Annotated in this window: 25 protein-coding genes; 15 read left to right on the top strand and 10 right to left on the bottom strand. The window is 63.9% G+C overall.

What is annotated here, in order from left to right; translation table 11 throughout:
* The first annotated feature begins 101 nt into the window (after nt 1-101).
* From lepB to Q0718_RS12730, 7 genes are all read left to right on the top strand, one after another.
* A complete protein-coding gene (gene lepB / locus Q0718_RS12760; RefSeq protein WP_298918641.1) occupies nt 102-890 on the top strand; it encodes a signal peptidase I in 789 nt (262 codons plus the stop codon).
* 37 nt (nt 891-927) lie between these two features.
* Nucleotides 928-1,536 carry a histidine phosphatase family protein gene (locus Q0718_RS12755; RefSeq protein ID WP_298918638.1) on the top strand — a complete coding sequence of 203 codons (609 nt, stop codon included), beginning with the start codon at nt 928-930 and terminating at the stop codon, nt 1,534-1,536.
* Nucleotides 1,533-1,772, top strand: a complete 240-nt coding sequence (locus Q0718_RS12750) for an exodeoxyribonuclease VII small subunit (protein WP_298918635.1) — start codon at nt 1,533-1,535, stop codon at nt 1,770-1,772. Before Q0718_RS12755 ends, Q0718_RS12750 begins: the two co-directional genes overlap by 4 nt.
* A 16-nt stretch (nt 1,773-1,788) precedes the next feature.
* Nucleotides 1,789-2,694 carry a polyprenyl synthetase family protein gene (locus tag Q0718_RS12745; RefSeq protein WP_298918633.1) on the top strand — a complete coding sequence of 302 codons (906 nt, stop codon included), beginning with the start codon at nt 1,789-1,791 and terminating at the stop codon, nt 2,692-2,694.
* A 53-nt stretch (nt 2,695-2,747) separates the two neighbouring features.
* Complete coding sequence (gene dxs / locus Q0718_RS12740) at nt 2,748-4,652, top strand: 1-deoxy-D-xylulose-5-phosphate synthase (protein WP_298918630.1); 1,905 nt, start codon at nt 2,748-2,750, stop codon at nt 4,650-4,652.
* A 438-nt stretch (nt 4,653-5,090) separates the two neighbouring features.
* Nucleotides 5,091-5,342, top strand: coding sequence for a hypothetical protein (locus tag Q0718_RS12735; protein WP_298918627.1), 252 nt, complete (start codon nt 5,091-5,093; stop codon nt 5,340-5,342).
* A 137-nt stretch (nt 5,343-5,479) separates the two neighbouring features.
* Nucleotides 5,480-6,214, top strand: coding sequence for a TlyA family RNA methyltransferase (locus tag Q0718_RS12730; RefSeq protein ID WP_298918624.1), 735 nt, complete (start codon nt 5,480-5,482; stop codon nt 6,212-6,214).
* On the opposite strand, the gene Q0718_RS12725 is transcribed toward Q0718_RS12730, so the two are convergent.
* Nucleotides 6,180-6,362 carry a hypothetical protein gene (locus tag Q0718_RS12725; protein WP_298918621.1) on the bottom strand — a complete coding sequence of 61 codons (183 nt, stop codon included), beginning with the start codon at nt 6,360-6,362 and terminating at the stop codon, nt 6,180-6,182. The genes Q0718_RS12730 and Q0718_RS12725 overlap by 35 nt on opposite strands.
* 95 nt (nt 6,363-6,457) lie before the next feature.
* On the opposite strand from Q0718_RS12725, the gene aspS reads away from it, so the two are divergent.
* On the top strand, nt 6,458-8,275 hold the full coding sequence (aspS, locus tag Q0718_RS12720; protein ID WP_298918618.1) for an aspartate--tRNA ligase: 1,818 nt from the start codon (nt 6,458-6,460) through the stop codon (nt 8,273-8,275).
* A 12-nt stretch (nt 8,276-8,287) separates the two neighbouring features.
* Here aspS and Q0718_RS12715 read toward each other — a convergent pair whose 3' ends face one another.
* Nucleotides 8,288-9,223 carry a pentapeptide repeat-containing protein gene (locus Q0718_RS12715; RefSeq protein ID WP_298918615.1) on the bottom strand — a complete coding sequence of 312 codons (936 nt, stop codon included), beginning with the start codon at nt 9,221-9,223 and terminating at the stop codon, nt 8,288-8,290.
* Nucleotides 9,224-9,463: 240 nt separating this feature from the next.
* On the opposite strand from Q0718_RS12715, the gene Q0718_RS12710 reads away from it, so the two are divergent.
* Together Q0718_RS12710 and Q0718_RS12705 are read left to right on the top strand one after the other, a co-directional pair.
* Nucleotides 9,464-9,868, top strand: a complete 405-nt coding sequence (locus tag Q0718_RS12710) for an NADH:ubiquinone oxidoreductase subunit NDUFA12 (protein WP_366523890.1) — start codon at nt 9,464-9,466, stop codon at nt 9,866-9,868.
* On the top strand, nt 9,861-10,307 hold the full coding sequence (locus tag Q0718_RS12705) for a DUF2155 domain-containing protein (RefSeq protein ID WP_298918609.1): 447 nt from the start codon (nt 9,861-9,863) through the stop codon (nt 10,305-10,307). The genes Q0718_RS12710 and Q0718_RS12705 overlap by 8 nt, the downstream gene beginning before the upstream one ends.
* A 68-nt stretch (nt 10,308-10,375) precedes the next feature.
* Here Q0718_RS12705 and ileS read toward each other — a convergent pair whose 3' ends face one another.
* Together ileS and Q0718_RS12695 are read right to left on the bottom strand one after the other, a co-directional pair.
* The gene (ileS, locus tag Q0718_RS12700) at nt 10,376-13,366 is read right to left on the bottom strand and encodes an isoleucine--tRNA ligase (protein ID WP_298918606.1); all 2,991 of its coding nucleotides are present in this window, start codon (nt 13,364-13,366) and stop codon (nt 10,376-10,378) included.
* 229 nt (nt 13,367-13,595) lie between these two features.
* Nucleotides 13,596-14,192, bottom strand: a complete 597-nt coding sequence (locus Q0718_RS12695; protein ID WP_298918603.1) for a hypothetical protein — start codon at nt 14,190-14,192, stop codon at nt 13,596-13,598.
* Nucleotides 14,193-14,264: 72 nt separating this feature from the next.
* On the opposite strand from Q0718_RS12695, the gene Q0718_RS12690 reads away from it, so the two are divergent.
* Complete coding sequence (locus Q0718_RS12690; protein ID WP_298918600.1) at nt 14,265-14,798, top strand: VOC family protein; 534 nt, start codon at nt 14,265-14,267, stop codon at nt 14,796-14,798.
* Between the two features lie 24 nt (nt 14,799-14,822).
* Here the strand turns inward: Q0718_RS12690 and Q0718_RS12685 are convergent, their stop codons facing one another.
* Nucleotides 14,823-15,218 (bottom strand): hypothetical protein, encoded by a 396-nt coding sequence (locus Q0718_RS12685; protein WP_298918597.1) that lies wholly within the window; start codon nt 15,216-15,218, stop codon nt 14,823-14,825.
* 121 nt (nt 15,219-15,339) lie between these two features.
* Here Q0718_RS12685 and Q0718_RS12680 point away from each other — a divergent pair, with 121 nt between their 5' ends.
* Genes Q0718_RS12680 through Q0718_RS12665 form a run of 4 tightly spaced genes read left to right on the top strand, consistent with a single transcriptional unit; the run spans nt 15,340 to nt 20,650 of the window.
* Entirely contained in the window at nt 15,340-17,496 is a 2,157-nt protein-coding gene (locus Q0718_RS12680) for a TonB-dependent receptor (RefSeq protein ID WP_298918594.1), read from the top strand.
* 18 nt (nt 17,497-17,514) lie between these two features.
* On the top strand, nt 17,515-18,597 hold the full coding sequence (locus Q0718_RS12675) for a PepSY-associated TM helix domain-containing protein (protein ID WP_298918591.1): 1,083 nt from the start codon (nt 17,515-17,517) through the stop codon (nt 18,595-18,597).
* Nucleotides 18,581-19,924 carry a dihydroorotase gene (locus tag Q0718_RS12670; RefSeq protein WP_298918589.1) on the top strand — a complete coding sequence of 448 codons (1,344 nt, stop codon included), beginning with the start codon at nt 18,581-18,583 and terminating at the stop codon, nt 19,922-19,924. The genes Q0718_RS12675 and Q0718_RS12670 overlap by 17 nt, the downstream gene beginning before the upstream one ends.
* Nucleotides 19,925-19,984: 60 nt before the next feature.
* Nucleotides 19,985-20,650, top strand: coding sequence for a DUF2807 domain-containing protein (locus Q0718_RS12665; protein WP_298918586.1), 666 nt, complete (start codon nt 19,985-19,987; stop codon nt 20,648-20,650).
* A gap of 63 nt (nt 20,651-20,713) precedes the next feature.
* Here the strand turns inward: Q0718_RS12665 and Q0718_RS12660 are convergent, their stop codons facing one another.
* The 5 genes from Q0718_RS12660 to aroC all read right to left on the bottom strand — a co-directional run bounded on the left by Q0718_RS12660 (nt 20,714) and on the right by aroC (nt 26,015).
* The gene (locus tag Q0718_RS12660; RefSeq protein WP_298918583.1) at nt 20,714-21,619 is read right to left on the bottom strand and encodes a glycine zipper 2TM domain-containing protein; all 906 of its coding nucleotides are present in this window, start codon (nt 21,617-21,619) and stop codon (nt 20,714-20,716) included.
* 238 nt (nt 21,620-21,857) lie between these two features.
* On the bottom strand, nt 21,858-22,529 hold the full coding sequence (locus Q0718_RS12655) for a glycine zipper 2TM domain-containing protein (RefSeq protein ID WP_298918580.1): 672 nt from the start codon (nt 22,527-22,529) through the stop codon (nt 21,858-21,860).
* Nucleotides 22,530-22,637: 108 nt separating this feature from the next.
* Nucleotides 22,638-23,765 (bottom strand): alpha/beta hydrolase fold domain-containing protein, encoded by a 1,128-nt coding sequence (locus Q0718_RS12650; protein ID WP_298918578.1) that lies wholly within the window; start codon nt 23,763-23,765, stop codon nt 22,638-22,640.
* 2 nt (nt 23,766-23,767) lie between these two features.
* Nucleotides 23,768-24,925 (bottom strand): DUF4268 domain-containing protein, encoded by a 1,158-nt coding sequence (locus tag Q0718_RS12645; protein WP_298918575.1) that lies wholly within the window; start codon nt 24,923-24,925, stop codon nt 23,768-23,770.
* A gap of 1 nt (nt 24,926) precedes the next feature.
* The gene (gene aroC, locus Q0718_RS12640; protein ID WP_298918572.1) at nt 24,927-26,015 is read right to left on the bottom strand and encodes a chorismate synthase; all 1,089 of its coding nucleotides are present in this window, start codon (nt 26,013-26,015) and stop codon (nt 24,927-24,929) included.
* Between the last annotated feature and the right edge of the window lie 376 nt (nt 26,016-26,391).

Genomic DNA, 26,391 nt, shown 5'->3' with positions numbered 1-26,391 from the left:
TTGGCAGCGCATATGAGCATTGACGGTTGAAAGGCTGCGCCTGCCTTGCCATTGCGGGCGGGATGACCTTGCACGGTTCCAATATCGCGCCAACGACGGCCATGCCTGCACAGAAGCCGGGCCTGCTGGCGCGCATCGGCGAGGAGCTGCGTTTCTTCGCCAAGCTGTCGGCCATCATGCTGGCGGTGCTGACGCTGGTCTGGGGTCATTACAAGATCCCGTCTGAATCGATGCAACCGACGCTGGAAGTGGGCGACCATATCTATGTGTCGAAGTTCGCCTATGGCTATTCGCGCCATTCCCTGCCGCTGGGCCTGCACAATCTGCCCTTGCCGGACGGGCGCATCCTCTCGCGCCTGCCGGAACGCGGCGACATCGTCGTCTTCCGCAATCCGAACAACGGCACGGTCATGATCAAGCGGACGGTCGGGCTGCCGGGCGACGAAGTGCGCGTGACGGGCGGCCGACTCTATCTGAACGACCGGCCCGTGCCGCGCGAAACGGTCGGCGAGCTGCTCTATCGCACGCGCGATCCATTCCGCACCGTGTCCGGCGCGACCGAATATGCGGAAAGCCTGCCTGGCGACGAGGGCGCCCATCCGATCTTCGAGCATCGCGACGACGGCCCGCTCGACGACACGTACATATTCGTCGTGCCGCAAGGGCACGTTTTCTTCATGGGCGACAATCGCGACCGTTCGACGGATTCGCGTGTGGACCGGACGGACCAGTTCGGTCGCGTCATGCCGGACAGCGAGATGGGGCCGGGCTTCGTGCCGGTCGACCATCTCATCGGCCGGGCGGACGCGCTCATGTTCACTTTCAACCGGTGCGACCGATCGGAGGGGCTTCGTTGTCCGCCCGAAGGCCGCGCCCCGTCATTCCTCTAGAATCATGGCAGACCGGAACGGCCTCGAAGCGCCCTCCATGGACACCATCATTCTGGTACGCCACGGCAAACCGGCCCTGTCGCGCAAGGTCCGCCTGACCTGGACCGGGTTCCGCGACTGGTGGCACCGCTACGACGAAGGCGGCATCGCGCCCGGCCAGACCCCGCCGGACAAGGTCGCGCATTGGGCGCACCGGGCGGATCTGGTCCTCTCTTCGCCCTTGCCGCGCGCCGTTCAGAGCGCCGAACTCGCCGCCGGGCGCATGCCGGACGACACGCTGCCGGGACTGGTCGAAGCCGCCTTGCCGTCGCCGCCCCTCGGCCCGTGGAAAATGCGGCCCAAAAGCTGGGGCACGGTCGCGCGCATCCTGTGGTGCGCCGGTTACAGCGACGGGATGGAGACGCTGGCCGAGGCCCGCGCCCGCGCCGAAATCGTCAGCGAGACATTGGGTCGCCGGGCGGCGGGCGGGAAAATCGTCTATGTCTCCGGCCATGGATGGTTTAACCGGATGCTCAAGGGCAGCCTGATCCGGCGTGGCTGGCGCTGCGTCAGCCAGAACGGCGACCTTCATTGGAGCCGCCGTCGGCTGGTCCGGCCCACGACAGGGCCGGCGAAAGAGCCGAGCAGAGAGAAGGACGCCGCGTGAGCGACACACCGATAAAGGATTTGAGTTTCGAGGACGCACTGTCCGAACTGGAAGGCATCGTGCGCCAGCTGGAAGGCGGCGACGCGCCATTAGAGGAAAGCATCGCGCTTTACCAGCGCGGCGCCAAGCTGAAGGCGCATTGCGAAGGCAAGCTCAAGAGCGCGCAGCTGAAGGTCGAGAAGATCGTGTTGGCGCCTGACGGCAGCGCCAGCACCGTACCCTTCGACGCGGACTGATCCGTTGGACGAGACCTTGGACAAACCTGTGGCCGCGTCAGGATTCCGGTCCGGCCTTGCTTCCGTCGCAGCCGACGTCGAAACCGCGCTGGACCGCCTCTTGCCGCGCCCGACCGGCCATCACGCGGTGCTGGCCGAAGCCATGCGCTATGCGGCGCTGGGCGGTGGCAAGCGCTTGCGGCCGTTCCTCGTCATCGAGACGGCGCGGATGCTGGGCGGGGATGCGGACAACGCCTTGACGGTCGGGTGCGCGCTGGAATGCCTGCATGTCTATTCGCTCGTACATGACGACCTTCCGTGCATGGACGATGACGATCTGCGCCGGGGCAAGCCGACCGTTCACAAGGTTTACGGCGACGCCATGGCCGTGCTGGCCGGCGACGGGTTGCTGACCCACGCTTTCGAATTGCTGGCGACTGATGCGGCCCATCCGGATCCGGCCGTGCGGGCGCGGTTGGTGCTGGAACTGGCTCGCGCGGGCGGGGCGAGCGGCATGATCGGCGGCCAAGTGGTCGATATCACGGTGGCCGAGGCCGCGCGCGACACCGCCTTGATCACGCAGCTCCAAGCCATGAAGACCGGGGCGTTGATCCGGTTTGCGATGAAAGCCGGCGCCCTGATCGCGGACGCGCAGCCGCAGGATATCGCCGCGCTGGACCGCTATGCCGACGCGCTCGGCTTGGCGTTCCAGATCCAGGACGACGTGCTGGATGTGGAAGGCGACATGGAAACGGTCGGCAAGGCCGTGGGCAAGGATGCGGACCTTGGAAAGGCCACATTCGTGTCGCTGCTCGGCCTCGATGGGGCGAAAGACAAGGCGCGGTCCCTGGGCGAGACGGCGCGGGCCGCCCTTGCGCCCTATGGCGAAAAGGCGCAAACGCTGCTGGGAACCGTGGACTTCGTTCTGGAGCGCCGCCACTAAGGGCGCCTTGGCAGATAGAACAGCCCGAACGGGCGCAAGTGGATAGAATTTCGATGGTCGATACACCGCTGCTGGATACGGTCGAGTACCCGGCCGACATCCGCGACTTCACCCGCGAGCAGATCAAGCAGCTGGCCGACGAGGTCCGCACGGAGGTGATCGATGCCGTCTCCGTCACGGGCGGGCATCTGGGCGCGGGGTTGGGCGTGGTCGAACTGACCGTTGCCATCCACCATGTCTTCGACACACCCGACGACAAGCTGATCTGGGATGTCGGCCATCAGTGCTACCCGCACAAGGTGCTGACCGGGCGGCGCGACCGCATGCGGACCATCCGCAAGGGCGGCGGCCTGTCGGGCTTCACCAAGCGCGCGGAAAGCGAATACGACCCGTTCGGGGCGGCGCATTCGTCCACATCGATCAGCGCGGGCATGGGCTTCGCGGTCGCGCGCGACCTGGCCGGACGGAACAATAATGTCGTGTCCGTCATCGGCGACGGCTCGATCACGGCGGGCATGGCCTATGAGGCGATGAACAATGCAGGCGCGAGCGATTCGCGCCAGATCGTGATCCTCAACGACAACGACATGTCGATCGCCCCCCCGGTCGGCGCGATGAGCCATCTATTGTCCCGCACCGTGTCGTCTGGCGGCTATCAGGCCTTGCGCGGCGCCGCCAAAGCCCTCGTCAAGGACGCCCCGCGCCCGATCCGCAGCACGGCCAAGAAGGCCGAGGAGTATGCGCGCGGCATGGTCATGGGCGGCACTTGGTTCGAAGAGTTGGGCTTCCAGTATGTCGGTCCCGTGGACGGTCACGATCTCGACGCGCTCATTCCGGTGCTGGAAAACGTCCGCGACATGAAGGAAGGCCCCGTTCTGGTCCATGTCGTGACGCAAAAGGGCAAGGGCTACGCCCCGGCGGAAAATTCGGCCGACAAATATCACGGCGTGTCCAAATTCAACGTGGTCACGGGCGAGCAGTCCAAATCCATTCCCAACGCGCCGTCCTACACCAAGGTCTTCGCCAACAGCCTCATCAAGGAAGCCGAAAAGGACGACCGTATCGTCGGCATCACGGCGGCCATGCCGGGTGGGACGGGCATGAAGGAATTCGGCCAGGCCTTCCCCGACCGCATGTTCGATGTCGGCATCGCCGAACAGCATGCGGTGACGTTTGCGGGCGGTCTCGCGGCGGATGGGTTCAAACCGTTCTGCGCCATCTATTCGACCTTCCTGCAGCGCGGGTACGACCAAGTCGTCCACGATATCTGCATCCAGAACCTCCCGGTGCGGTTCGCGATGGACCGGGCCGGTCTCGTCGGCGCCGATGGCCCCACCCATGCGGGCGCGTTCGACATCGCCTATCTCGGCTGCCTGCCCAACATGGTGCTGATGGCGGCGGCCGACGAAGCCGAGCTGGCACGCATGGTCGCGACGGCCGTGGCGCGCGACGACGGCCCGACCGGCTTCCGCTACGCGCGCGGTGAAGCGACCGGCATCGAGATTCCCGACGATCCGCAACCCCTGGAGATCGGCAAGGGCCGCGTCTTGCGCGAAGGCAGCCAGGTCGCGATCTTCTCTTACGGCACGCGATTGGGCGAATCCCTGCTGGCCGCTGAACGGTTGGAAAGCCACGGCCTGTCCACCACGGTCGCCGACGCCCGCTTCGCCAAGCCGCTCGACAGCGACCTGCTCCACCGACTTGCGCGAGACCACGAAGTGCTCGTCACGATCGAGGAAGGCTCCGTCGGCGGTTTCGGCGCCTTCTGTCTTCACGACCTGTCGGCCAGCGGCGCCCTCGACCGCGGCGTGAAGATCAGGACGATGACATTGCCCGACACCTTCATCGACCAGGACACGCCGGAAAAGATGTACGAACAGGCAGGTCTCGACGCGGATGCGATCGTGGCAAAGGTCTTTGCCGCGCTGGGGCGTCAGGGTGTTGAGAAGCGGGCCTAGACGGGAATCAGCATTGCATCGACACACTTCCGAAAATGTGCCCCAATTCCCGTAGGATCCGGGCGTCATTGAAAGCGACGCAAAAATCAGGCCCATGAACACGGCATATCCCCAGCCGACATAGGCGTTGAAGATCAACGTCGCGATCCAGTCCTGTCCGAACACGTACCAGCCCAGCATCACGGCCACGGATAAGAAAGCCAAAGCCCCCAGCTTGACAAGGGCCGGCATGAAACGCGGCCGCGTCAGCATCAGGACAATGATGAACAGGAATACGACCAGATTGCTGAGCGACACGATCGTCAGATCGCGGTGCAAGCTCCTGATCGTGGCGTCGTAGCGGTTCCGGGCGAAATCTTGCAATGTCGTCGCGCCTTGTCCGTAGCGGGCGAAACCTCTTTCCAGCACGCCTCTGGCAATGTCCTCGACCGCATTCCGATGTCCGCAATCCATGGTGCAGTGGCCAGCGAGAACATCCGCCACCCATTCATCGACTTTCGACTCCAAAGCGCGGGCATAGAGCTCGCTGCGCGCGCCGAGGCGCTCGGTCAGGGCGTCCTGCAAAGCCGATCCTTCGACCCCGTCGGGCAATCGCAATCCACGCTCTTGCGCGAAATCCGCAGCCTTGGCCTGCACCGTGGCTACGGCGAAGCCTTTCGCACGGGCTTCGAACCTGGCTGGGTCCGCTGAAAGCATGAAAAGGAAGGCTGCGAAAAAGAGCGCGCCGGCAGCGGAAGCAACAAGCAGGATCTTACGTGCGGCATTCATGGTTGCAGACTGCATGCCCACCGGGCGAAAGCAAGGTGCAACCGGATTGGAAATCAAGAATGCGCGCCGACCTCTATCTCGTCCAACACGGCCATTTCGACAGCCGCGCTCGCGCTCAGGCGGCGATCAAGGCCGGGCTGGTTCGGGTCGATGGTCGGGTGTTGAAGAAGCCATCCGCGATGATCGTCGACGGCGCCGCGGTCGAGGCAGGCGACTTGCACCCTTACGTGTCACGAGGCGGATTGAAGCTGGCCCATGCGCTGGACGTGTTCGGTGTCGATCCGAAAGGCTGCGTCTGCCTGGATGTGGGCAGCTCCACGGGCGGCTTCACGGATGTGCTGCTCCGGGCCGGGGCGGCGCATGTCCATGCGGTGGATGTCGGGCGCGACCAGATGCATGCCTCGCTGCGCGACCATTCCGATGTCACGCTGATGGAGGGGCAGGACGCGCGGGAGATCACGGCGGACCTGTTCGATCCTGCTCCGGATCTGCTCGTTTGCGACGCCTCCTTCATCTCCATCACGAAGCTGCTCGGTCCGGCTCTGTCGTTCAACCGGGAAGCGGTCTTGCTGTTCAAGCCGCAGTTCGAGGTCGGGCGCGAGAATGTGGGCCGCGGCGGGATCGTACGGGCGGGCGTGGAGGAGGCGATGGATGCCGTGCGGGACTGGCTGCGCGAACAGGGGTGGCGGATCGTCGCCATAGCGGACAGCCCGGTTCGCGGGGGCTCGGGGAACCGGGAATATCTGATCTACGCGCGGGCTAGAGCGAACCGTTCTGACGGAACTGCAGGATAAGCAGTGCGAGTGCGGCCCCGGCGAGGACGAGGCTGAACCAGTCCACGCCGCCGCCATTGATCCAGCGAAAGACGCTCACGGCGATCAGGGTCGCTGCAAGGGCGCCGAGAAGCAGAGGGCCGTAACGTTTCATCATGAGCACAGGCATGCCGCCTTTGCGCGCGAAGGTAAACCGCGCCTATGGCTTGAAGCGAACACAGACGGTGTTAAAGGGCGCGCGACCTTCTTTCCGGATGATTTTTCATGCACGAATTCCGCAGCCATACCTGCAACGAACTCCGCTCCGATGACGTGGGCGAGACGGCCCGCCTTTCGGGCTGGGTCCACCGCAAGCGCGAACATGCCAACGCGCTGTTCATCGATCTGCGCGATCATTACGGAATCACTCAGATCGTCGTCTATCCGAATGTCGAATTCTACGACGCGGCGAAACGCGTTCCGGCCGAGAGCGTCATCACCGTCACGGGCGAGGTTCTGGCCCGCGATGCAGACGCGAAGAACCCCGAAATCGCGACCGGCGACATCGAGGTCCGCGCGGCCGAGTTCGTCTTGGAAAGCCAGGCCGACCCGCTGCCGCTGCCGGTCTTCGGCGAGCCGGACTATCCGGAAGACATCCGCCTGAAGCACCGCTATCTCGATCTGCGCCGGGAAACCTTGCACAAGAATATCCTGTTGCGCGGCCAGGTCATCAACAGTCTGCGCCGCCGCATGATCGAGCAGGGATTCACCGAATTCCAGACGCCGATCCTGACGGCCAGCAGCCCCGAAGGCGCGCGCGACTTCCTGGTGCCGTCTCGCCTGAACCCCGGCAAGTTCTACGCGCTGCCTCAGGCGCCGCAGCAGTTCAAGCAGCTGATCATGGTGGCAGGCTTCGACCGCTATTTCCAGATCGCGCCGTGTTTTCGCGACGAAGACGCCCGCGCCGACCGCAGCCCCGGAGAGTTCTACCAGCTCGACGTGGAAATGAGCTTCGTCACCCAAGAAGACGTCTTCAACGCCATCGAGCCCGTCATGGCGGGGGTTTTCGAGGAGTTCGCGGATGGACGCACGGTCGAAACGCCGTTCCCGCGGATCCCCTACAAGGAGTCGATGGCCAAATACGGGACCGACAAACCGGATTTGCGCATTCCGTTCGAACTTTCCGATGTGTCCGACTTCTTCACCGACGAGAGCAAGACCGGCTTCGGCATCTTTGCGAAGATCACCAAGGGGGGCGGCAGGGTCATCGCCATTCCAGCGCCCGGCGCGACGGACAGCCAGTCGCGCAAATTCTTCGACAGCCTCGACAAATGGGCGAAGAAGGAAATGCAGGCGCCCGGCCTCGGCTATGCCCGTTTGAAGGAAGAAGACGGCCAGGTCCTGTCGCAAGACCCGGCGCTCAAGAATTTCGATCCGGACCACCTTGCCAAGCTGCTCGACCATATGGGTCTGAAGGCGGGCGACGGCGTGTTCTTCTCCGCCGGCAAGCCGATCGACGCGGCGAAGCTGGCCGGGCATGCGCGCAACAAGATCGCCGCCGATCTGGACCTGATCGAAGAGGGCGTGTTCAAGTTCTGCTGGATCGTCGATTTCCCCATGTATGAGTGGGACGAGGACGCCAAGAAGGTCGAGTTCTCCCACAACCCGTTCTCCATGCCGCAAGGCGGAATGGCGGCGCTGGATGCGGCCGATACGGTGGATAAACAGCTCGACCTGCTGGCCTATCAATACGATATCGTCTGCAACGGGGTGGAGCTGTCGTCCGGTGCGATCCGGAATCACAAGCCGGAGATCATGTACAAGGCGTTCGAGCTGGCGGGTTACAGCAAGGATGTGGTGGACGAGGAATTCGCCGGCATGATCAATGCGTTCAAGTACGGCGCCCCGCCGCACGGCGGCATCGCGCCGGGCGTGGACCGCATCGTGATGCTGCTGGCCGGAACGGACACGATCCGCGACGTCATCCTGTTCCCGATGAACGGCCAGGCGCAGGATCTGATGATGAACGCGCCTGCCGAAGTGTCGAAGGAACAGCTCAAGGAATTGCACCTGAAACTGGTTCCGGTGGAGAAGGACGCTTAGCGCCCGCAGGCGTCAACGCCGCATCGCTTCGCGCGATTGCGTCAGTTCGCGGTGGACGCGTTGCAGACGAGTGCGGGTCTGGCGGTCGCGCTCGACGGCTAGCAGCGATTCGATGTCCATGATGGCCCGGTCGAGACCGGACAGGGCGGCCTTCAGTTCGCGCGGATGGTCGGCGTGCGTGTGCAGGCTGGCATCCATCGCCCCGTCGCAATAGCCGAGGTTCAGCCCGTCGGGCAGGCGCGTGTTCATATTCCCGCAGGCACTATCGAGCTGGGTCTGGGTCAATCCGACGACATGGGCCAGATCGGCGTCCGAGAAGTCGGATCCGTCCAGCGTGGCCTCTTCCAAATTGGCGAAGCCGAAACGCACGCCCGTGAATTGCCCGCCATCCAGCGTTGCCCCAGCGAGGTTGGCGTTGTCGAGCCGCGCCCCCTTGAAATCCGACCGGCTGAAATCGACCGACGGCGCACTGGCCCCGATCAGGTTCGCGGATTGGAAATCATTGTCGCGAAACACGCCGCGCGTCAGATCCGCCCGGTGCAGATTGGCTTGCCGCATGGTGGAATGGGACAGTTCGGCTTCCGTCAGCGTGGCATCTTCCAGCATAGCGTCCTGCATGATGACCCCTTCGCCGGTGACGCCGTACAGCATCGCCTTGCGAAAATGCGCGCCGGTCAGATCCGAGCCATGCAGCTTGCCGCCCGACAGGTTGGAATTGTTGAAGACGGATCCCGCGAAGTTGGCGTTCTTCAGCGTCATGCCGTTCATGCGCTGCCCGGACAGGTCGCATCCCGCGCAGGAGCTGGACGAAGCGACGATGCGCGTATCCACGCGCAGCTGGGCGTTCGCCGCAGTTGGCAGAGCGAACAGGGCTGCCGCGGTTGGCAAGGCGAACAGGACCGCCGCAATGGCAGGGCGGGAGAGTCGGGATTGGGTGTCGTGGCGCACAATTCAGGTTATAGAGGGCAGTCCGCGCCGACCTCCAATTACGGAGTCGTAAGGAACCGGGCTTTTGGCAGTGCCAGTGTCAATGCTGGTGCCAGTGCCAGTGCCAGTGCCAGGGTGGTTGCCCGCCCGCCACAATGCGGTCACTTGCGCGCTTTACGGACGACGGACACAGGCATATGACGCACAGGCATATGTCACTTGGGCATGAGCCGCCCCCAACCGAAACGGATCCCGACCCGCATGCAATTCCTGTCCCGCATCTTCACCTGGTGGAACGGCGCCACGCCCGGCACTTTCCTGTCCGTGAAGCGCAACTTCACGCGGGTCGGCATGGACGGGTTCGGCAATGTCTATCACGAAGAAAAGAAACCCAGCCCCGAATTCGAGGGCCGAAAGCGCCGCTGGGTGATCTATAAGGGCTATGCCGATCCGTCTTCGGTCCCGGCGGAATGGCATGGCTGGTTGCATCATATCTATGACGAGACGCCGGACCAGCTGGATGTCCGTCGCCATGACTGGCAGTTGCCGCACAAGCCCAACATGACCGGCACCCCAGCGGCCTACCGGCCCAAGGGCTCGCTCGCCCGCGACGGCCGCCGTGATGAGGTTGCTGCGGATTACGAAGCTTGGACGCCCGGTGATTGATCTAGCCGCCATGATGGGCCGACTGGCCTTCGCAGCCGCGTTTCTGATGCCGATGGCCTCCGGAGCGCTCTCGCCTGAGTCCAATCTGGTCGGCGAAGCGGTGGAGCTGCGCGCGTTGGACAAGGTCACGGCGCGGACTTTCGATTACACGGTGCCGATCGGCGACACCCTCGATTTCGGCAGCCTGACCATCCATGCACGCCATTGCGAAAAGACTCCACCGACCGAATTGCCCGAAACCTATGCTTTCCTGCAGATCGACGACCGCCGCCTGATGGAGGACGGGTCCGAGGCGAAGGACGATGCGCGGCTGTTCTCCGGCTGGATGTTCGCGTCCCGTCCCGCCATCAGCGCGCTCGACCATGCGGTCTACGACGTCTGGGTGATCGGCTGCGTCGCACCGGAACGCCCCGACAGCATGGACGGGTTGCGGCGCTAGAAAGCTCCGGTCTCCCGAGACCGCGCCACCGCGGCGGCGCTTGCATATATGGCCGGACTATCGGTTCTCTATGCGGCCTTCGGTTCTCCGATGGCGGCGGCATCCCGCGGCGTGATCTCGCCCTCGCCTTCGAAATACTTCCAGCTGCGCAGGCATTTCCTGGCCTTCGTGTCCTTGAGGTCCGACACGCTCACCACCTGGCCGATCTCCGCTTTCGAGACGATGAGATAGTCGGCCAATGTGTCTGACGGATCCGCCGGGTCGGCGTAACGATCCGCCACATCGATGCCGAGCGCCGAAAGCGATCGGGACAGGTCAGGTCCTGCGGCTATGACGGCGGCTTCGAGGCTCGACTTGATGACCTTGTCGCGACGCAAAGGCTCGATCGCCTCATTGACCGCATCGCGCGCCATGCGCACCGTGGCCATGTGCGCATCGAGGGCGTCGTCGCGCCAAGCGTCCGGACAGTCGCGGAAGGTCTCCAAGTGTACGGACGCGCCCGGGCGCAACTGCTGCCAGACCTCTTCCATGGTGAAGCAGAGGATCGGCGCGAGCCAAGTAGTCAGCCGCTCGAAGATGGCGTTCATCACGGTGCGGCATGCCCGACGGCGGGTGCTGTCCAGCGGATCACAATAGAGCGCGTCCTTGCGGATGTCGAAATAGAATGCGCTCAGATCGTTGGTGCAGAAGTTGAACAGCTTGGAGAAGATGGTGCGGTGATCGTGATTGCGGACCATTGCTTCATGCTCGCTGCCTAGCTCCCACAAACGGTGCAGCACCCAGCGTTCCAGCGCGGGCATGTCTTCGGGTGCAATGGCTTCGCTGTCGTCATAGCCGTCCAGCGCGCCGATCATGTAGCGCAGCGTGTTGCGCAGCTTGCGGTAGCTGTCCGTATTGGTCTTGATGACCTCGTCGGAGATGCGGATCTCCTCGGTCACGTCAGAGGACGCGACCCAGAGGCGGACGATGTCCGCGCCGTATTTCTGGGTCAGCTCCAGCGGGCTCATCACGTTGCCGAGGCTCTTGGACATTTTCAGCCCCTTGGCATCGACCACGAAACCATGCGTCAGGATACCGTCATAGGGCGCTTCGCCGTAGACGGCGCAGCTCTCCAGCAGGCTCGATTGGAACCAGCCGCGATGCTGGTCGGAGCCTTCCATATACAGGTCGGCCCGGTCGGGCAGATCGTCGCGTTCCTTCAGGCAGAAGGCGTGGGTGCAGCCTGAATCGAACCACACGTCGAGAATGTCCGTGACTTTCGCCCAGTCGTCATTGTCGTCGGGCATGAGGTCTTGCAGCGGCGTGTCGAACCAGCCGTCCACGCCGTGTTCGCGGACGGCTTCGAGGATGCGCGCATTGATGGCGTCCGCATCGTCGCGGTCCGTATGCAGCTCACCCTTCGGGCCGACGATCAGCGTGATCGGCACGCCCCAGGACCGTTGGCGACTGATCAGCCAGTCCGGGCGATCCTTGACCATCGTGCCAATCCGGTTGCGCCCCCGGTCGGGCCAGAATGTCGTCTTGTCGATCTCGGCCAGGGCCGTGTCGCGCAGGCCTGTCTTGGACATGGAGATGAACCATTGCGGCGTGGCGCGACGGATGACGGGCGCCTTGGAACGCCAGCTATGGGCGTCGCGCAGCGTCATCGGCGCGCGGGCCAGCAGGTTGCCCGTCTCCACAAGGGCTTTGATGACTTCGCCGTTCGCCTTGCCGTCCTGCCCGCGCTTCTTGCCCGACGTGCGGATCACGTCGAGACCTTGGAAACGCTTCGGCATGACGTCGGTGTAGCAGCCCTTGTCGTCCATCGTCATCGGCACGGCCGGGTCGATGCCGAGGCTCGCCAACTTGTCGCCATTGGACATCCACACATTGAAGTCGTCCTCGCCGTGCGACGGCGCGGTGTGGACGAAGCCCGTACCGGCCTCGGCGGTGACGTGGTCGCCTGCGAGGAGAGGGACTGGGAAGTGATACGTGCCGTTCGCGCCAGGCATGTCGCGGAGGGGGTGGGAAAGGACCATCTGTTCAAGGTCTTCGGCCGTCACGTCCTGGATCCGCTTGGATGCCCTGATGAAGCTAGCCTTGGACACGATCTCCCAGAGATCGTCCGCGACGATCAGGCGATCGCCGACCGACTGGCCGAGATCGAACTCGACCGCTTCCAAGTCGGTGATTTCGTAAAGGCCGTAGCGAATATCGGTGGAATAGGAGACGGCACGGTTGGCGGGTATGGTCCAGGGCGTGGTGGTCCAGATGACGACGGAAGCATTGACGTATTTCTTGTCACGCTCACGACTGGCTACGAAATCCTGGAGATTTTCCGAATTCGGGTGATTTGTTTTGGCGTAGCTAATTGCATAATCGAAATCGTTCTCGTTGAGACCTGACAGGTTAACCGGAAACCGGACATAGATCTGGCTGACCTTCCGGTCCTTATACTCCACCTCAGCTTCCGCCAGCGCGGTCTGTTCGACCGGGCTCCACATGATCGGCTTGCTGCCGCGATAAAGCTGGCCGGACTCAGCGATCTTGAGCAGTTCGTGGCAGATGCGGGCCTCGCTCTCGAACCGCATGGTCAGATAGGGATTGTCCCAATCGCCGACGACGCCGAGGCGCTGGAACTCCTCGCTCTGCACATCGACCCATTGTTTCGCATAGTCGCGGCAGCGGGCGCGGAATTCGGCAGGCGCGACATCGTCCTTGGACTTGCCCTTGGCGCGGAATTCCTCCTCGACCTTCCACTCGATCGGCAAGCCGTGGCAATCCCAGCCAGGGACATAGTTGGCGTCGTGGCCCAGCATCTGGTGGGAGCGGTTGATCAGGTCCTTGAGGATCTTGTTCAGCGCCGTGCCCATATGGATATGGCCGTTGGCATAGGGCGGGCCGTCGTGGAGCGTGTAGGTCGGACGGCCTTCGGATTGCTCTCGCAGGGTCGTGTATAGTTTCTGCTCTTCCCAGAACGCGATCCATTTCGGCTCGGCTTTAGGCAGGCCCGCGCGCATGGGGAAGTCCGTCTTCGGCAGGAAGAGCGTGTCGCGGTAGTCTCGCGGTTCAGATGTCATTGTCGGTGTCTTTGGAAAAGAAGGGTCGGGGAATCGAAACAGCCGATACGGCCCGCCGCATCAGCGGGCGCGTATCGGGGTGATAATTCGAATTCTCGACATGGGTCCGGGGGTTAGCGGGGCCGGAGCCGCGTTTCAAGCCGACAGTCGCAGGGAGGAGGTGACGACGCGGGGGGACGAAACCTATTGGAACTTTGCCCTTCTACCGGTCCGATCCAGACTGCGCCTTTTACGACGGCATGTCGTCTTCGTCCTCCAAACCGAAATAGATGCCGCGTTCCGCGGCGTGCAGCTCGATCAGATGGCGCAGATCGCGGGCTTCGCCCAGCCGCGCCGCGCCGGAGCCGAGCAGGATGGAAGTGGCGAGCAGGAGACCACTCAGCAGCGCCACGGGCACGACCCACCCCAGCGGCGTCGCGCTGTAGACGGACATTATATCCGCCCAGAATGCGCCGTCCGACATCTGCGTCGCCAGGGTCAGGACGATCACCGGAATTGATACATTGACGATAGCCGTGATGCGCAGGGCGGCAGCGGCCTGTTCGTGGTTCACGGCCGCATAGGTCCGCAAAGCCTTGATGCAGGCGGCGTCCCGGCGGGCGAGGAGGGTGGATACGGCCACCGCCCCGCCCGTGTCCTGCAGGTGGGCGATACGGCGGCGCGACAGGCGCGGGCTGAACCCGAAGCTCCATTTCATGGCGCGGCGAAGACGCCCGGCCCCGAACAGATCCAGCAGTCCGTTCCAGTCGTCGCGCGGCGACGTGGTTTCGCTCTGCGATGTGCCGGTCTCCGACGTTCCGGAGTCTGTCATGCGGGTTTCGGACATGGACGGCTTGTTGCCATGCGGACCGATGCAGGTCAAAGCGGCCGTCCTGGTTTCAGGACTATATGCGGTCCCATGAAACAGCTTCTCCTCGCCTCCGCCATCATCCTGTCAGCCTGTGCCACCGCACCGTCCGAGGTCCGGCCGCCCGTCACCGAAAAACAGACCGAATTCGTCTATCCGCATGTCAAGCGACCCAATCTGCTGGTCGCCGATCTGGACCGCTCGCTTGCCATCTACCGCGACATTCTCGGCTTCGACGATGCGCCCATCGGGGAAAGCGCGCTGGACAGCTTCTCCTATCCGGTCTTCAAGATCCCGCGCGAGGCGCGGATGCGCTACGTCTATCTGGGCGAACCGGGCGAGGACCGCGTTTTCGGCCTGATGAAAATCAGCGGCGTCGACCTACCGCGCCCGAGCGCGGCGCCGCATATGAGCACGGTCGTCATCGGGGTGACCGGACTGGCGGAGATCAAAGACAAGCTCCGCGCTGCCGGCCTCGAAATCAGCACGACCCGCACATCGGGCAGGGTGGAGTTCACTTTCAAGGAAATGTCATTCGTCGATCCTGACGGCCATATGATCGTCCTCTACGAAGTGCTGGACTGACGGCCTGAACGGGAAGACTTGAGGCTAGTCGGGAAAAAGATCGCGCGCGCGGCGGTCCTTGGCCGAACGGGCCTCCACCAATATGTCGCGCTTGAGCCGTGCCAGAATGAAGCCGAGATTGCCGCGCCTGAGCCGGCCCTCGCTGAAACCCGCAAGCTTGCTGCGATAGGCATCGGCGTGCTTTTTCATAAGCTCGGCATGCAGGCTGCGCAGCATCAGCATGTGGCCGCCGCGAACCAGGATGAAGTAGAGCGCCGCGAAACCGACCATGACCGACGTGTGGTCAAGCGTCACGCGGTTGGGGCCGATCCATCGCAGCAAGGCAAGCGTGGCAAGCAGCATGCCCGCACTCGGCAATACCGTGCGCAGCAGCCAACAGCGCAATGACAGCCAGCGGTCGGAAACGGCTTCGGGGCTCATGGTCTGTCTACGTATGGCCTGCAGGGCGGCGATACAAAAATGCGGATGTCTTTGGTGTTGCCAATCATTCGCAATAGGCGTAGCCGGAGTTTGATAATCATTCTCAATCAAGTCCGCTCTCATGTCTCCACACCAGTTTATCGCCCGATCGGCACTCCTGGGCGCCGCCTGCGCCGCCGCGACCCTGTCTAGCGCGGCCGCCCAGCCCGTGCCGGACATCGGCATCGACGCAGAGGACGAAATCATCGTCACCGCGACCCGCCGGGCCGTGCCAGCGGAAGCCTTGCCGGGTCTCGAAACCGTTTTCGACATTCAGGACATCCGCGACCAGCAGCTGTTCTCGTCCAGCCTGGTAGATATCGTGTCGCAGCGCGTGCCGAGCTTTTCGCCGACGCGGCAGAAACTGTCCGGGGCCGGGGAGAGCTTTCGCGGCCGAGATCCGCTTTTCCTGATCGACGGCGTGCCGCAGAGCAATCCGCTGCGCAATGGATCGCGCGACGGCTTCACCATCGACCCGGCCGTCGTGGAGCGGGTCGAGGTGCTCTACGGCGCCAATGCGATCCAGGGCGTCGGCGCGACGGGCGGTGTGATTAACTATGTCACGGCGGATGCGCGCGGCGCAGACGGCTGGGAATTCCGGCCCGAACTGGCCGTGTCCGCCGGCGACGGGTTCGACGGCGACGGCATCGGCACACGCGCGGCCCTGACGGCGCTGCGCGACATCGGCCCGGCCGACTTCGTGTTCGGCGTCGCGCAGGAAAGCCGCGGCCAGTATTTCGACGGCGCGGGGCGGTCCATCGGCGTGGACGGCGCGCAGGGCGACGTGCAGAATTCCGACACGCTCAACCTGTTCTTCAAGTCCGGCATCGATTTCGATCCCGACACGCGCCTGCAGGTGACTGTCAACTGGTTCGAGCTGGAAGGCGACGGCGATCTGATCAAGGTGAACGGCGACCGTGCGACCGGTCTGCCGGCAACATCCATCGAAGGCGACATCGACGGTCTTGCCCCGACCAACGACGTGCTGACCCTGTCGATCGATTTCACGCGCTCGGACCTGTGGGGCGGCGACTTCCAGGCGCAAGGCTTCCACCGCGAATTCGAAGCCATCTATGGCGGGGGGACCTTCAACGGCTTTTTCAACACGGGGTTCGAGGCGCCGGGCCGGTTCACATTCGATCAATCCGCCAACAATTCCGACAAGACCGGGCTGAAGCTGACCTATTCCCATGCCGACTTGCCCGTCGACGGACTGACCCTGACGGGCGGTCTCGACCTTTTGCGCGACCTGACATTTCAGGAGTTGGTTCAGACCGGGCGGCTCTGGGTACCGGAAGTGGATTTCACGTCCGTCGCGCCGTTCATCCAGGCCGACTACCGCTTCTGGAACGACCGCGTGATGGTGTCCGCCGGATTGCGGCACGAGGATGCGACACTGGATGTCGGCGACTTCACGACCATATTCTCGTCGGGTTCGACGTTTGTGACCGGCGGCTCGCCGACATTTTCCGAAACCCTGCCCAATATCGGCGCGACGGTCGAAATCGTGGACGGCCTGACGTTGTTCGGCGCCTATTCCGAAGGGTTCAACATGCCCGATGTCGGCCGCGTGCTGCGCGCCGTTCGCACACCGGGGCAATCGGTTGACACGCTGCTTTCCGTCGAACCCATTGTGGCCGACAATCTGGAATTCGGGGCGGAGTTCTCGCGCGGGCCTTTGCAAATTGAGGGCAGCTGGTTTGAGTCCACCAGCGACTTCGGCCAACGCCTCGTCGCCAACGCCGCCGGAATTTTCGAAGTTCGTCGCGAACCGACCGAGATTTCGGGCATCGAACTATCCGCGACCTATGCAGCGCGCGATGACCTGAAATTCGGCGCGGCCTTCGCCGCATTGGAAGGTCAATCCGACCAGGACGGGGACGGCATCGTTGACGAAGACCTGACGGCGGAAAACATCAGCCCGGACCGGCTCAATCTCTGGGTCTCGTTCGAACCGACGGACCGCTGGCAGCTGCGGGCGCAGACGCAGACCCTGTTCGACCGCAGCTTCAACGACGCGGCGACGAACACGGATTTCGACGGCTTCACGCTTGTCGATCTGGCTGTCGGATACCGCACCGACGCAGCGGGCCGGTTCGAATTCGGTGTGCAAAACGCGCTGGATAAAGCCTACATCACCTATTTCAGCCAGTCCGTCCCCGGTGCCGTGAACCGCGACGACCGCATCTATGCCGGACGCGGCCGCGTCATAACCTTGCGCTGGTCCGGAAACTTCTGATGCCCGGAGGTCTCTGAGTTGAAGACCCGCTACGCGATCGCACGGGATATTCATGGCTGGACCGGGGCGGTCCTGGCCGCCTTGCTGCTGCTGATCGCGGTCACGGGCACATTGCTGGTCTTCAAGGACGACTATCTGCGTGCGACCCTGCCGCAAGCGGCCGCATCTGCGGATCTCTCGCCGGACGCGCTCATCTCGGCGACGCAAGCGGCCGAAGACGCGTTCGGCACGGACTCGCTGCGCGTCCTGGTCTTCGCGACAGACGATCTTGGGGTCCATAAAGCCTATCTGAAGACTGGCCGCTCGGCCTATCTGGATGCGTCGGGTGCCGTCATCGCGCGCTGGGACGAGAATGGCCGGTTCGAGGATTGGCTGTTCGACTTGCACCATCGCCTGCTATTGGGCGATCTGGGGCTGCTCGTTGCGGGTCTTTCCGGTCTGGCGGGCAGCGTGCTCGTGCTGACCGGCCTCTATGCCGTCTGGCCGATGCGGCTGGGTCTGCGGCGCGGTCTGAAGATCACGCAGGCGACGCGGCTCCAGCTCCGCTCGCTGCACCGCAATCTCGGCGTCATCGCATGCCTGCCGGTTCTGATTCTGCTGCTGACGGGCGCGGCGCTCAGCTTTCCAGCGGAAAGCCGCGCCCTGTTCGACCGATTCGGCGGGCCGGAAGCGGTCGCGCCGCCGACGCACCCGTCGGGTGCGGTGAACTGGGATGCCGGGTTTGCGGGCGCGCAGCGCGCTTTCCCCGACGCCGCACCGCGTATGGCCATCTGGCCGCGCGACGGCGGTGCGCCCAGCCTGCGCTTGAAACAGCCCGGCGAATGGCATCCGAACGGGCGCAGCTATGTCCATTTCGCGCCGGACCGTATCGTCGTGCAAGACGCGCTGTCGCTGGGCGCCGGGCGAGAGGCATTCAATGCGCTCTATCCGCTTCATGCCGGAAAGGCAGGCAGCGGGCTTTACAAAGGGCTGACCGCCCTGTTCGGGCTGGCCGTGTCGGCCTTATCGCTGATCGGGCTGGTCAGTTTCGCAAAACGGTTCCGCCCGCCTAGCCTGAAACGCGCCGCACGGCTAAGACGGGTCCATGACCCAGACTTTTGACATGATCATCCGCGGCGGCACCGTCGTGAACCAGTCGGGGCGCGTGCGCGCCGATGTTGGGATCCGCGACGGCAAAATCGCCGCTATCGGGGAGTTGGGACAGGCCAGCGCGGGCGAAACCGTCGACGCGACCGGGCTGCACGTCCTGCCCGGCGTGATCGACAGCCAGGTCCATTTCCGCGAACCCGGCCCGACCCACAAGGAAGACCTGTGCACCGGCTCCATGGGCGCGGTGTTGGGCGGGGTGACGGGCGTTTTCGAAATGCCCAACACCAATCCGACCACCTCCACGGCGGCCATGCTCCAGGACAAGCTCGACCGGGCGGCGGGGAAGGTCGATCACGGCGGGATGTTCTGCAATCACGCCTTTTACGTCGGTGGCACCCACGCCAATGCCGACCATCTGGGCGAACTCGAACGGTTGCCCGGTTGCTGCGGCGTGAAAGTGTTCATGGGCGCGTCGACGGGCGATCTGCTGATCGCCGACGATGACGGCTTGCGCCGCGTGCTGAAGAGCATCAATCGCCGTGCCAGCTTCCACTCCGAGGATGAAGCGCGCATGGCCGAGCGCCGCCATCTGGCGCGCGAGGGCGACTGGACCTCCCACACCGATGTCCGCGACAAGGAGTCCGCGATCATCTCGACCGAGCGCCTGATCCGCATGGCGCGCGAGGCGAACAAGCGCATCCATGTGCTGCATATTTCCACGGCCGAAGAGGTGCACCTGCTAGCGGCCAACAAGGACCTCGTCACCTGCGAGATCCTGCCCAACCATCTGACGCTCCACGGGCCGGAGGCTTACGAGCGGTTGGAAGGCAAGGCGCAGCAGAACCCGCCCATCCGCGACCGCGAGAATGCGAAGGGCCTCTGGGAAGGCGTGCGCAACGGCACCTTCGACGTGATGGGAACGGACCACGCCCCCCATACGCTCGAAGAGAAGTCCATGCCCTATCCGGCCAGCCCGTCGGGCATGCCGGGAGTGCAGACGTTCGTGCCTCTGATGCTCGACTGGGTCAGCAAGGGCGCGCTCACGCTCGAACGCTTCGTCGACCTGACCAGCCACGGCGTCAACCGCGTCTGGGGTGTGGTCGGCAAGGGGCGCCTCGCTGTGGGCTACGACGCGGACATCACCATCGTCGATCTGAAACAGACGCGGACTCTGAGCGATGCGGATCAGGCCAACCGGTCCGGCTGGACGCCCTATGACGGGCGCGAGGTCACGGGCTGGCCGACCCACACCTTGATCGACGGCCGCATCGTGATGCAGGAAGACGACATCCTCGGCGAAGCCCAAGGCAAGCCTTACCGGTTCCTGGAGACGCTTTGACGCTTTCCGGCTTGACACGACACTTGTCGTTACTTATCGTTTAGCGATAAGGAGACGAACATGAAACATTTATGGGCTGCGGCCGCGACCACGACACTTCTCATTGCGGGCACCGCTTACGCGGATGACGACCGACGCGACGTCAAGGCGAGCCACCAGCTGTCCGGCTTCGACGAAATTGTCGTACTCGGCGTTTACGATCTGGAGATCCGCGTCGGGGAACGGTTCTCTGTCCGGACGGAAGCCAGCCGCGAGAATGCGCAACATTTGCGGGTTGGCGTCGAAGCGAACCGACTGGTTCTGGACATGACGGAGAAGAACCGAGAACGCTATGTCAAGAACGACCAGGACGGCGCCGTCCTGGCGATCGTGACGTTGCCGCGCCTGTCATCCCTTGACATCACCGGCGTGGCGACCGGCGACGTGTCGGGGATCGATGGCGGCGATCTGGACGTGTCGGTCGCGGGTGTCGTGGGCGATCTGGAGCTGGAAGGCCGCTGCGACAGATTGAGCATCGAACTGGCCGGGGTCGGCGAAATCGACGCCGAAGATCTGGTGTGTGCCGATGTCGATGCCACGCTGGGCGGCGTGGGCGAGATGGACGTTCATGCCACCCGCAGCATCGAGGCCGATGCGGGCGGCATCGGACAGGTGACCGTCCATGGCAACCCGTCCGGTCGTGACGTGGATGACGGCTTCATGTCGAAGGTCCGCTTCAAGTCCTAACGGGTCCGTTCAAGGGACAAGGCCCGGCAATGCCGGGCCTTCTTCTCATGCCCTTGGGCCGGGCTAGTGCCTGACGCAGATTGTGCGGCCGGAATATGGGTCGCGGCGTGCAGCCGTGCCGTACGGACAATTCGTACGGTGCGTTCCCACATGGGTGCGACCGAAACTGTTGCCATAATGGCCGCTGCCGATCCTGTAGGTCGTACCGACATGGGTGCGTGGCACGGTATAGTGACGACCGCTATGGGTGCCGTATGAGCCGAAGCTGTAACGCGGTTGCGTGTGATGATAACGGGGCTGCGTGTGATATACCGGCTGCGTGTAGCTGTGATAGCTGCGCGGTCGGCTGCGACGGTCGCCGATGATCGATCCGGCCACGCCCCCGACCAAGCCGCCAATGACCGTGCCTTCGGTGCGGTTGCCGCTGCCGGCGATTTCGCGTCCGATCACGGCGCCTAGCGTCCCGCCTGCCAGGCCGCCGACCACGCGGCCTTGCGTGGTGCCGCGCGGTTGGCCGTAATAGGAATGAGTGCGCCGAGGCTGCGCGTAGCTGTAGCGCGGCTGGGTGTAGTAGCTGGGTTGGGAGTAGTAGCGCGGTTGGGAGTAGTAGCGCGGTTGCGAGTAGTAGCTCGGCTGGGCGTGACGTAGACGAGGCGCCGGTGCGAATCCGGCTCCGTAATAGGCTGGCTGCGCATAGCCGCCATGATAGCCGTACGATTGACCGCGATTGCCCGCAATGGCCGCGCCAGCCACGCCGCCCACGACCGCGCCGATGACGGAGCCTTCGGTGCGCGCGCCGCTGCCGGCCAGCTGGCTGCCCGCGACGGCGCCCAATCCAGCCCCGATCAGACCGCCGAGCGTGCTGTTGCCCTGCGGCTGCGGCTGCGGCTGATAGTATTGCGCCTGGGCGAGTCCGGGCGCGAAAGTGATGGCCCCGAGCGCGGCGACGGTGGTGAGATATTTGATCATGGGTCGGTCTCCTTGTGCGATGGCAAAGGTATCCGGCCCCCCGGCACCCGCTCTATCTGTCTTAACAACTGATTAATACGCGCCACGTTCCCATAAGCAGGGCCGAGATGAACCATGACTGAACCCCGGCTTAATTCGACCGGGCATTGAAAAGCCCCGGCCGATGGCCGGGGCTCCCCCGATGCGCAGCGGGCGGCAAATGGGATGGACCGCCGCCGCGCAGGTTCCCGATGCGCGATCAATCGTCGTAATCGTAGTGGCGCACATTGCGGCGCTGGCGATAAGGATCGCGCCGGTTGTCCCAGGCCCGCTTGACCCGGCGGCGTTCGTCTTTCAGCCGGTCCAGCTCCCAGGCGATGTCGGCTAGGCGGCGGTCGATCCAGCGACCGCGCTCCCAGCGGCGGCGGTCCTTCAGCTCGCGCCGCTCCGCACGCAACCGGTTCATGCGGCGGTCGATGCGTTGTAGGTCGCGGCCGTGCTCGCGGTTCGTGTAGCGATAGTCGCGCCGGTCGTAATGGCGGCCCCGGTAGCGATTGTCGCGATAGCGGTCGCGATGACGGTATTGCGCATCGCGGAAGCCGGCATCCTGCGGATAGGATCCGATGATCCGGCCGTCGCGGTAGATATGGCCGTCCTTCTCGCAGTCGCTGACGCTGTCGCCGACGGCCGCGCCGAGGATGCCCCCGACGATGGCGCCCGCAATGGCGCCTTCGGTGTTGCTGCCCCGTCCCGCGATCTCCTCGCCGATCACGGCTCCCAGCGTGCCGCCGACCAGCCCCCCGGCGACCGACGTGCCTGTGTCTTCGCATTTCTTGTAGTGCCCATTGGCCGACGCGGCGGCCGGCAGGGTGAAAGCGGCGGCGGCCACGGATGCGACGGCCAGGGATTTGAATGTCTGTTTCAGGGTCATCGAAACATCTCCTGGTTAGCTCGACCGCGCGGGCTGATTCCCGGGCCGATGAGATGTCTCTAGGTCCCGCCCTTTGAAGCGGCCCTGAGCCAGGCGTTCATCCCGGGTTCAAGACGCGGACCGGACCCGTGCCACCACGCCGTGCGTCCGAAGGAAGTCCGCGGCCGCGTCCAGCGCGTCATGCGCCTCGGGCAAAACGTCGTCGAAGATCTGGAAGACGTGCGGCATGTGCGACCAGCTCTGCAGCTCGGCCAGAGACCCGGCGGCGCGCGCCTTGTTCACCCAGCGCACCGCGTCGCCATGGAGCATCTCGTCCCGGCTGGCCTGGACGAGCGTGGGCGGCAGGTCGGACAGGTTGGCGAAGACGGGGCTGACATCCGGATGGGACGGGTTCATGTCGATCGACCGGCGCATTCCCATCAGCAAGAGCGGACGCGGCACCTTGACCAACGGGCGCAGCAGCGGCTGCAGCATCAGGTCGGTCTCCAGATTGGCCTTGAAGGTCGGCGACGCGGCGGTGCTGTCCACGGACGGGGAGAGGGCATAGGCCGCGTCGGGCGGGCGCAGCCCGGCGTCGCGCGCCCAGTTGATCAGCATCAGGGCGAGGTTGCCGCCCGCGCTGTCTCCCGCCACGCCCAGCGCCTCGGCCGGGCCGGGACCGTCCGGCCCATGCTCCAGGATCCAGCGATAGGCGGCCCGCGCGTCCGCGATCGCGTCCCGCCGCGTGTTCTCCGGCATCAGCCGGTAGTTGGGCGCGAACACGGCGCAGCCCGTGCGCGTCGCCAGGTTCCAGGTGATTGGCCGGTGGGACACGTCGGACCCGACCGTGAAGGCTCCGCCATGCAGATAGAGGATGCGCCGGTCCGGGTCGTGCCCGGGCAACAGCGTCCAGCGCCCGGGCACGCGCAGCCCGTCCATCTCGACCGCGTCGTCGCGATAGTCTGCCACCAGATCGGTCCGCGCCAGCCCGGCCCGGTCGAACCGCTCGCGCTTGTGCTCCCAACCGGTCTTGGCCCCGAATTTATTGGCGCCGGCCTGTGCGGGCTTGACGAAATTCTCGACCAGATAATCGTTCACCTTGGCGAGGCCTTCGCTTTGCGGATCGGTGTCGCGGTAGAGCGGCGGCGCGGCATCGAACGCCCGCAGATCCGTGCCTGACAGGCGGCGGCTGACGACGAAGGCCACGAGCGCCAGCAGGCCCACGATGGCGAGCAGGATGAGGAGGAGATTGAGCATGACTAGATGTTTTCAATTTCAGCTTCAGAACGCCCGGCTGCGATAAAACCGGGCGACTGCGTAATCGGTTTTATGCGTGGCTGAAAAGCAGCAATCAGTGCATTCATGCTTGTGTCAAGCCACGCCAATGCACCCGGCCAATTTTCATGGTTTGTCATGTCCGCAATCTTCTCAAGCTGGATTTTGCTGGCTTTTCCTTGATCTAGTCGTTTCCACAACACAGGATAAGTCAAATACCGGTCAATCTCGTTCCGGTCATTCTCCAACTGGTCATAGACATATTTACTTTCCTCTCTGGTGCGTTCGCAAGCAAACTCGACGCGGACACGATCCGTGAGGAGGTGAAAGTAAAAATGAAAGCCAGACGTGCCGCTAGATCCTCCAACCCAATATTCGCTGCCAGGTGTGCGGTTGGCGTACATTTCGGCAGCGGCTTCGGACAAATTCGATAATAGTTTCGTAAAAAACTCTTTTCGTTCAAGCATCCATTCCGTCGCCTGTCTCGATTGAGAAGCTTCGGCTTTTTCCTTTACACCGACTCCGACCATAAACTCCTCAGTCTTTGGGGGAGGAATGACCTGACCAGCTGAAAGATACAGCGCCTCACCATCCTGAAATGGACGCAGCTCAATGCATTTTATGTTAATATCGTTACCGATCAACCAAAGGCATGTGGCCGTTACCTCGGTACGGAAACTCCGCGCTGTTAGGATCATCCTCTGCTGATTGCTCGGATTTAGCGTAATCTCGTCGATTGATCCGGCTTCCAAAAACTCCACTATGTTGGCTGCGGCCGTTTCTACCGGCGACTCGCCCCGAAGGTATCGCGCATAGATGCCTACGATCTGCTTTTTGGTCAGGGTTGAGCAATATGCAGCATACTTCATGGCTTGCCAGACCGTGTCCCGTCCGGAGTCGTCCAACTTGTTCTCGATGACGACGATATGTCCGCTCTTGTCGAGCGCAAGAAGATCGAGCCGTTCGGAAGCCTCGCTCCAACCGTCGAACTCTTTCTGAATTACGAGAAGTTCTTCTCCAAGTATTTCCGGATGTTTCTCGATCCAGATTTGCACATGATCGCGTTCGCGGAAATCAAGCTCGCCGAAGCGCCGAGCATCAAGCGGAGTGACGGAATTTGTCTCGCGGTCGATTCTATACACCTTAGCCTCCCACTTGCGCGCGGTGCATCAGGAAGGCATCCGCCAACGCGCAGGCGAGCATGGCTTCGGCGACGGGCACGGCGCGCAATCCGACGCAAGGGTCGTGGCGGCCCTTGGTGACGACCTCGACCTCTTGCCCGCGCGCAGTCACCGAACGGGTCGGGGTGAGCATGGAGGAGGTCGGCTTGATCGCCAGACGTGCCGTGACCGTGTTGCCATTGCTGATCCCGCCCTGGATGCCCCCGGAATGGTTGGCGAGGAAGTCGATCCTGCCGTCGTCGTCGATGCGCATCTCGTCTGCATTGTCGGTGCCGCGCGCGCGTCCGGCCGTGAACCCGTCGCCGATCTCGACCCCCTTGGCGGCGTTGATGCTCATCAGCCCGGCGGCGATCTCCGCATCGAGCTTGGCATAGACCGGCGCGCCCCATCCGGCCGGCACGCCGTCCGCCTGGACCTCGACGATCGCGCCCACGGAATCGCCGCTCTTGCGGATGCCGTCCAGATAGGTTTCCCAGTCCTTCGCCGCAACCGGATCGGGACACCAGAAAGGGTTGGCCGTCGTCGAGCCCCAGTCCCAGCGGTCCCGGTCGATGTCCCGGTCGCCGATGGACACGACCGCGCCGCGGATCGTCACGCGTCCTTGTTCGGCTTGGGCGACAATCTTGCGCGCGACCGCTCCGGCCGCCACGCGCATCGCGGTTTCCCGCGCGCTGGACCGCCCGCCGCCGCGATAGTCCCGGTGGCCGTATTTGGCGTCGTAGGTGTAGTCCGCATGACCGGGACGGTAGCGGTCCTTGATGTCGGAATAGTCGCGCGATCGCTGATCCGTGTTCTCGATCATCAGGCTGATCGGCGTGCCGGTCGTCAGGCCCTCGAACACGCCCGACAGGATCGTCACCCGGTCGGGTTCCTTGCGCTGTGTGACGAAGCGCGACGTGCCGGGCCGTCGCGCGTCGAGGAAGGGTTGGATGTCGCCTTCGGACAGGGCGATGCGCGGCGGGCAGCCGTCGATGACGCAGCCGATCGCCGGCCCGTGCGATTCGCCCCAGGTCGTGACACGGAAAAGACGGCCGAATGTGTTGAAGGACATTCGCGCATGTCTAGCGGGGCGGGCCGGGGAAGGGAAGGCGGCTCTCGTTCGCGTCGGATCGCTGTTCATCCTCTCCCTCGTCTCGTAAGCGGTGTCGAGAGCGGACCCCGGCGGTAGGGCCGGGGACGACGGTTTGGTTTTCGTCCGTGTCCGCCTCGCGTGCTCCCGCCTCTCTCCCTCATCCCGGGCTCGACCCGGGATCCATCGCAAGACCGCCAGGCTGGCCGCGCGGGCTGGGTGATGGACCCCGGATCAAGTCCGGGGTGAGGGCTAGTGGGGATGGGTGAGATCGGGGCGGGTGTCGTGCAAGGTGCGTCATGCGTGGTCCATGGCCTCTGGCCTCCGATCATCGCGCACGCCTCCACGTGCGACCGGG

Source organism: uncultured Algimonas sp. (genome assembly GCF_947498175.1).
Taxonomy (GTDB): domain Bacteria; phylum Pseudomonadota; class Alphaproteobacteria; order Caulobacterales; family Maricaulaceae; genus Litorimonas.
The sequence above is the reverse complement of the archived record's forward strand: the minus strand, read 5'-3'. Positions and strand labels throughout refer to the sequence as shown.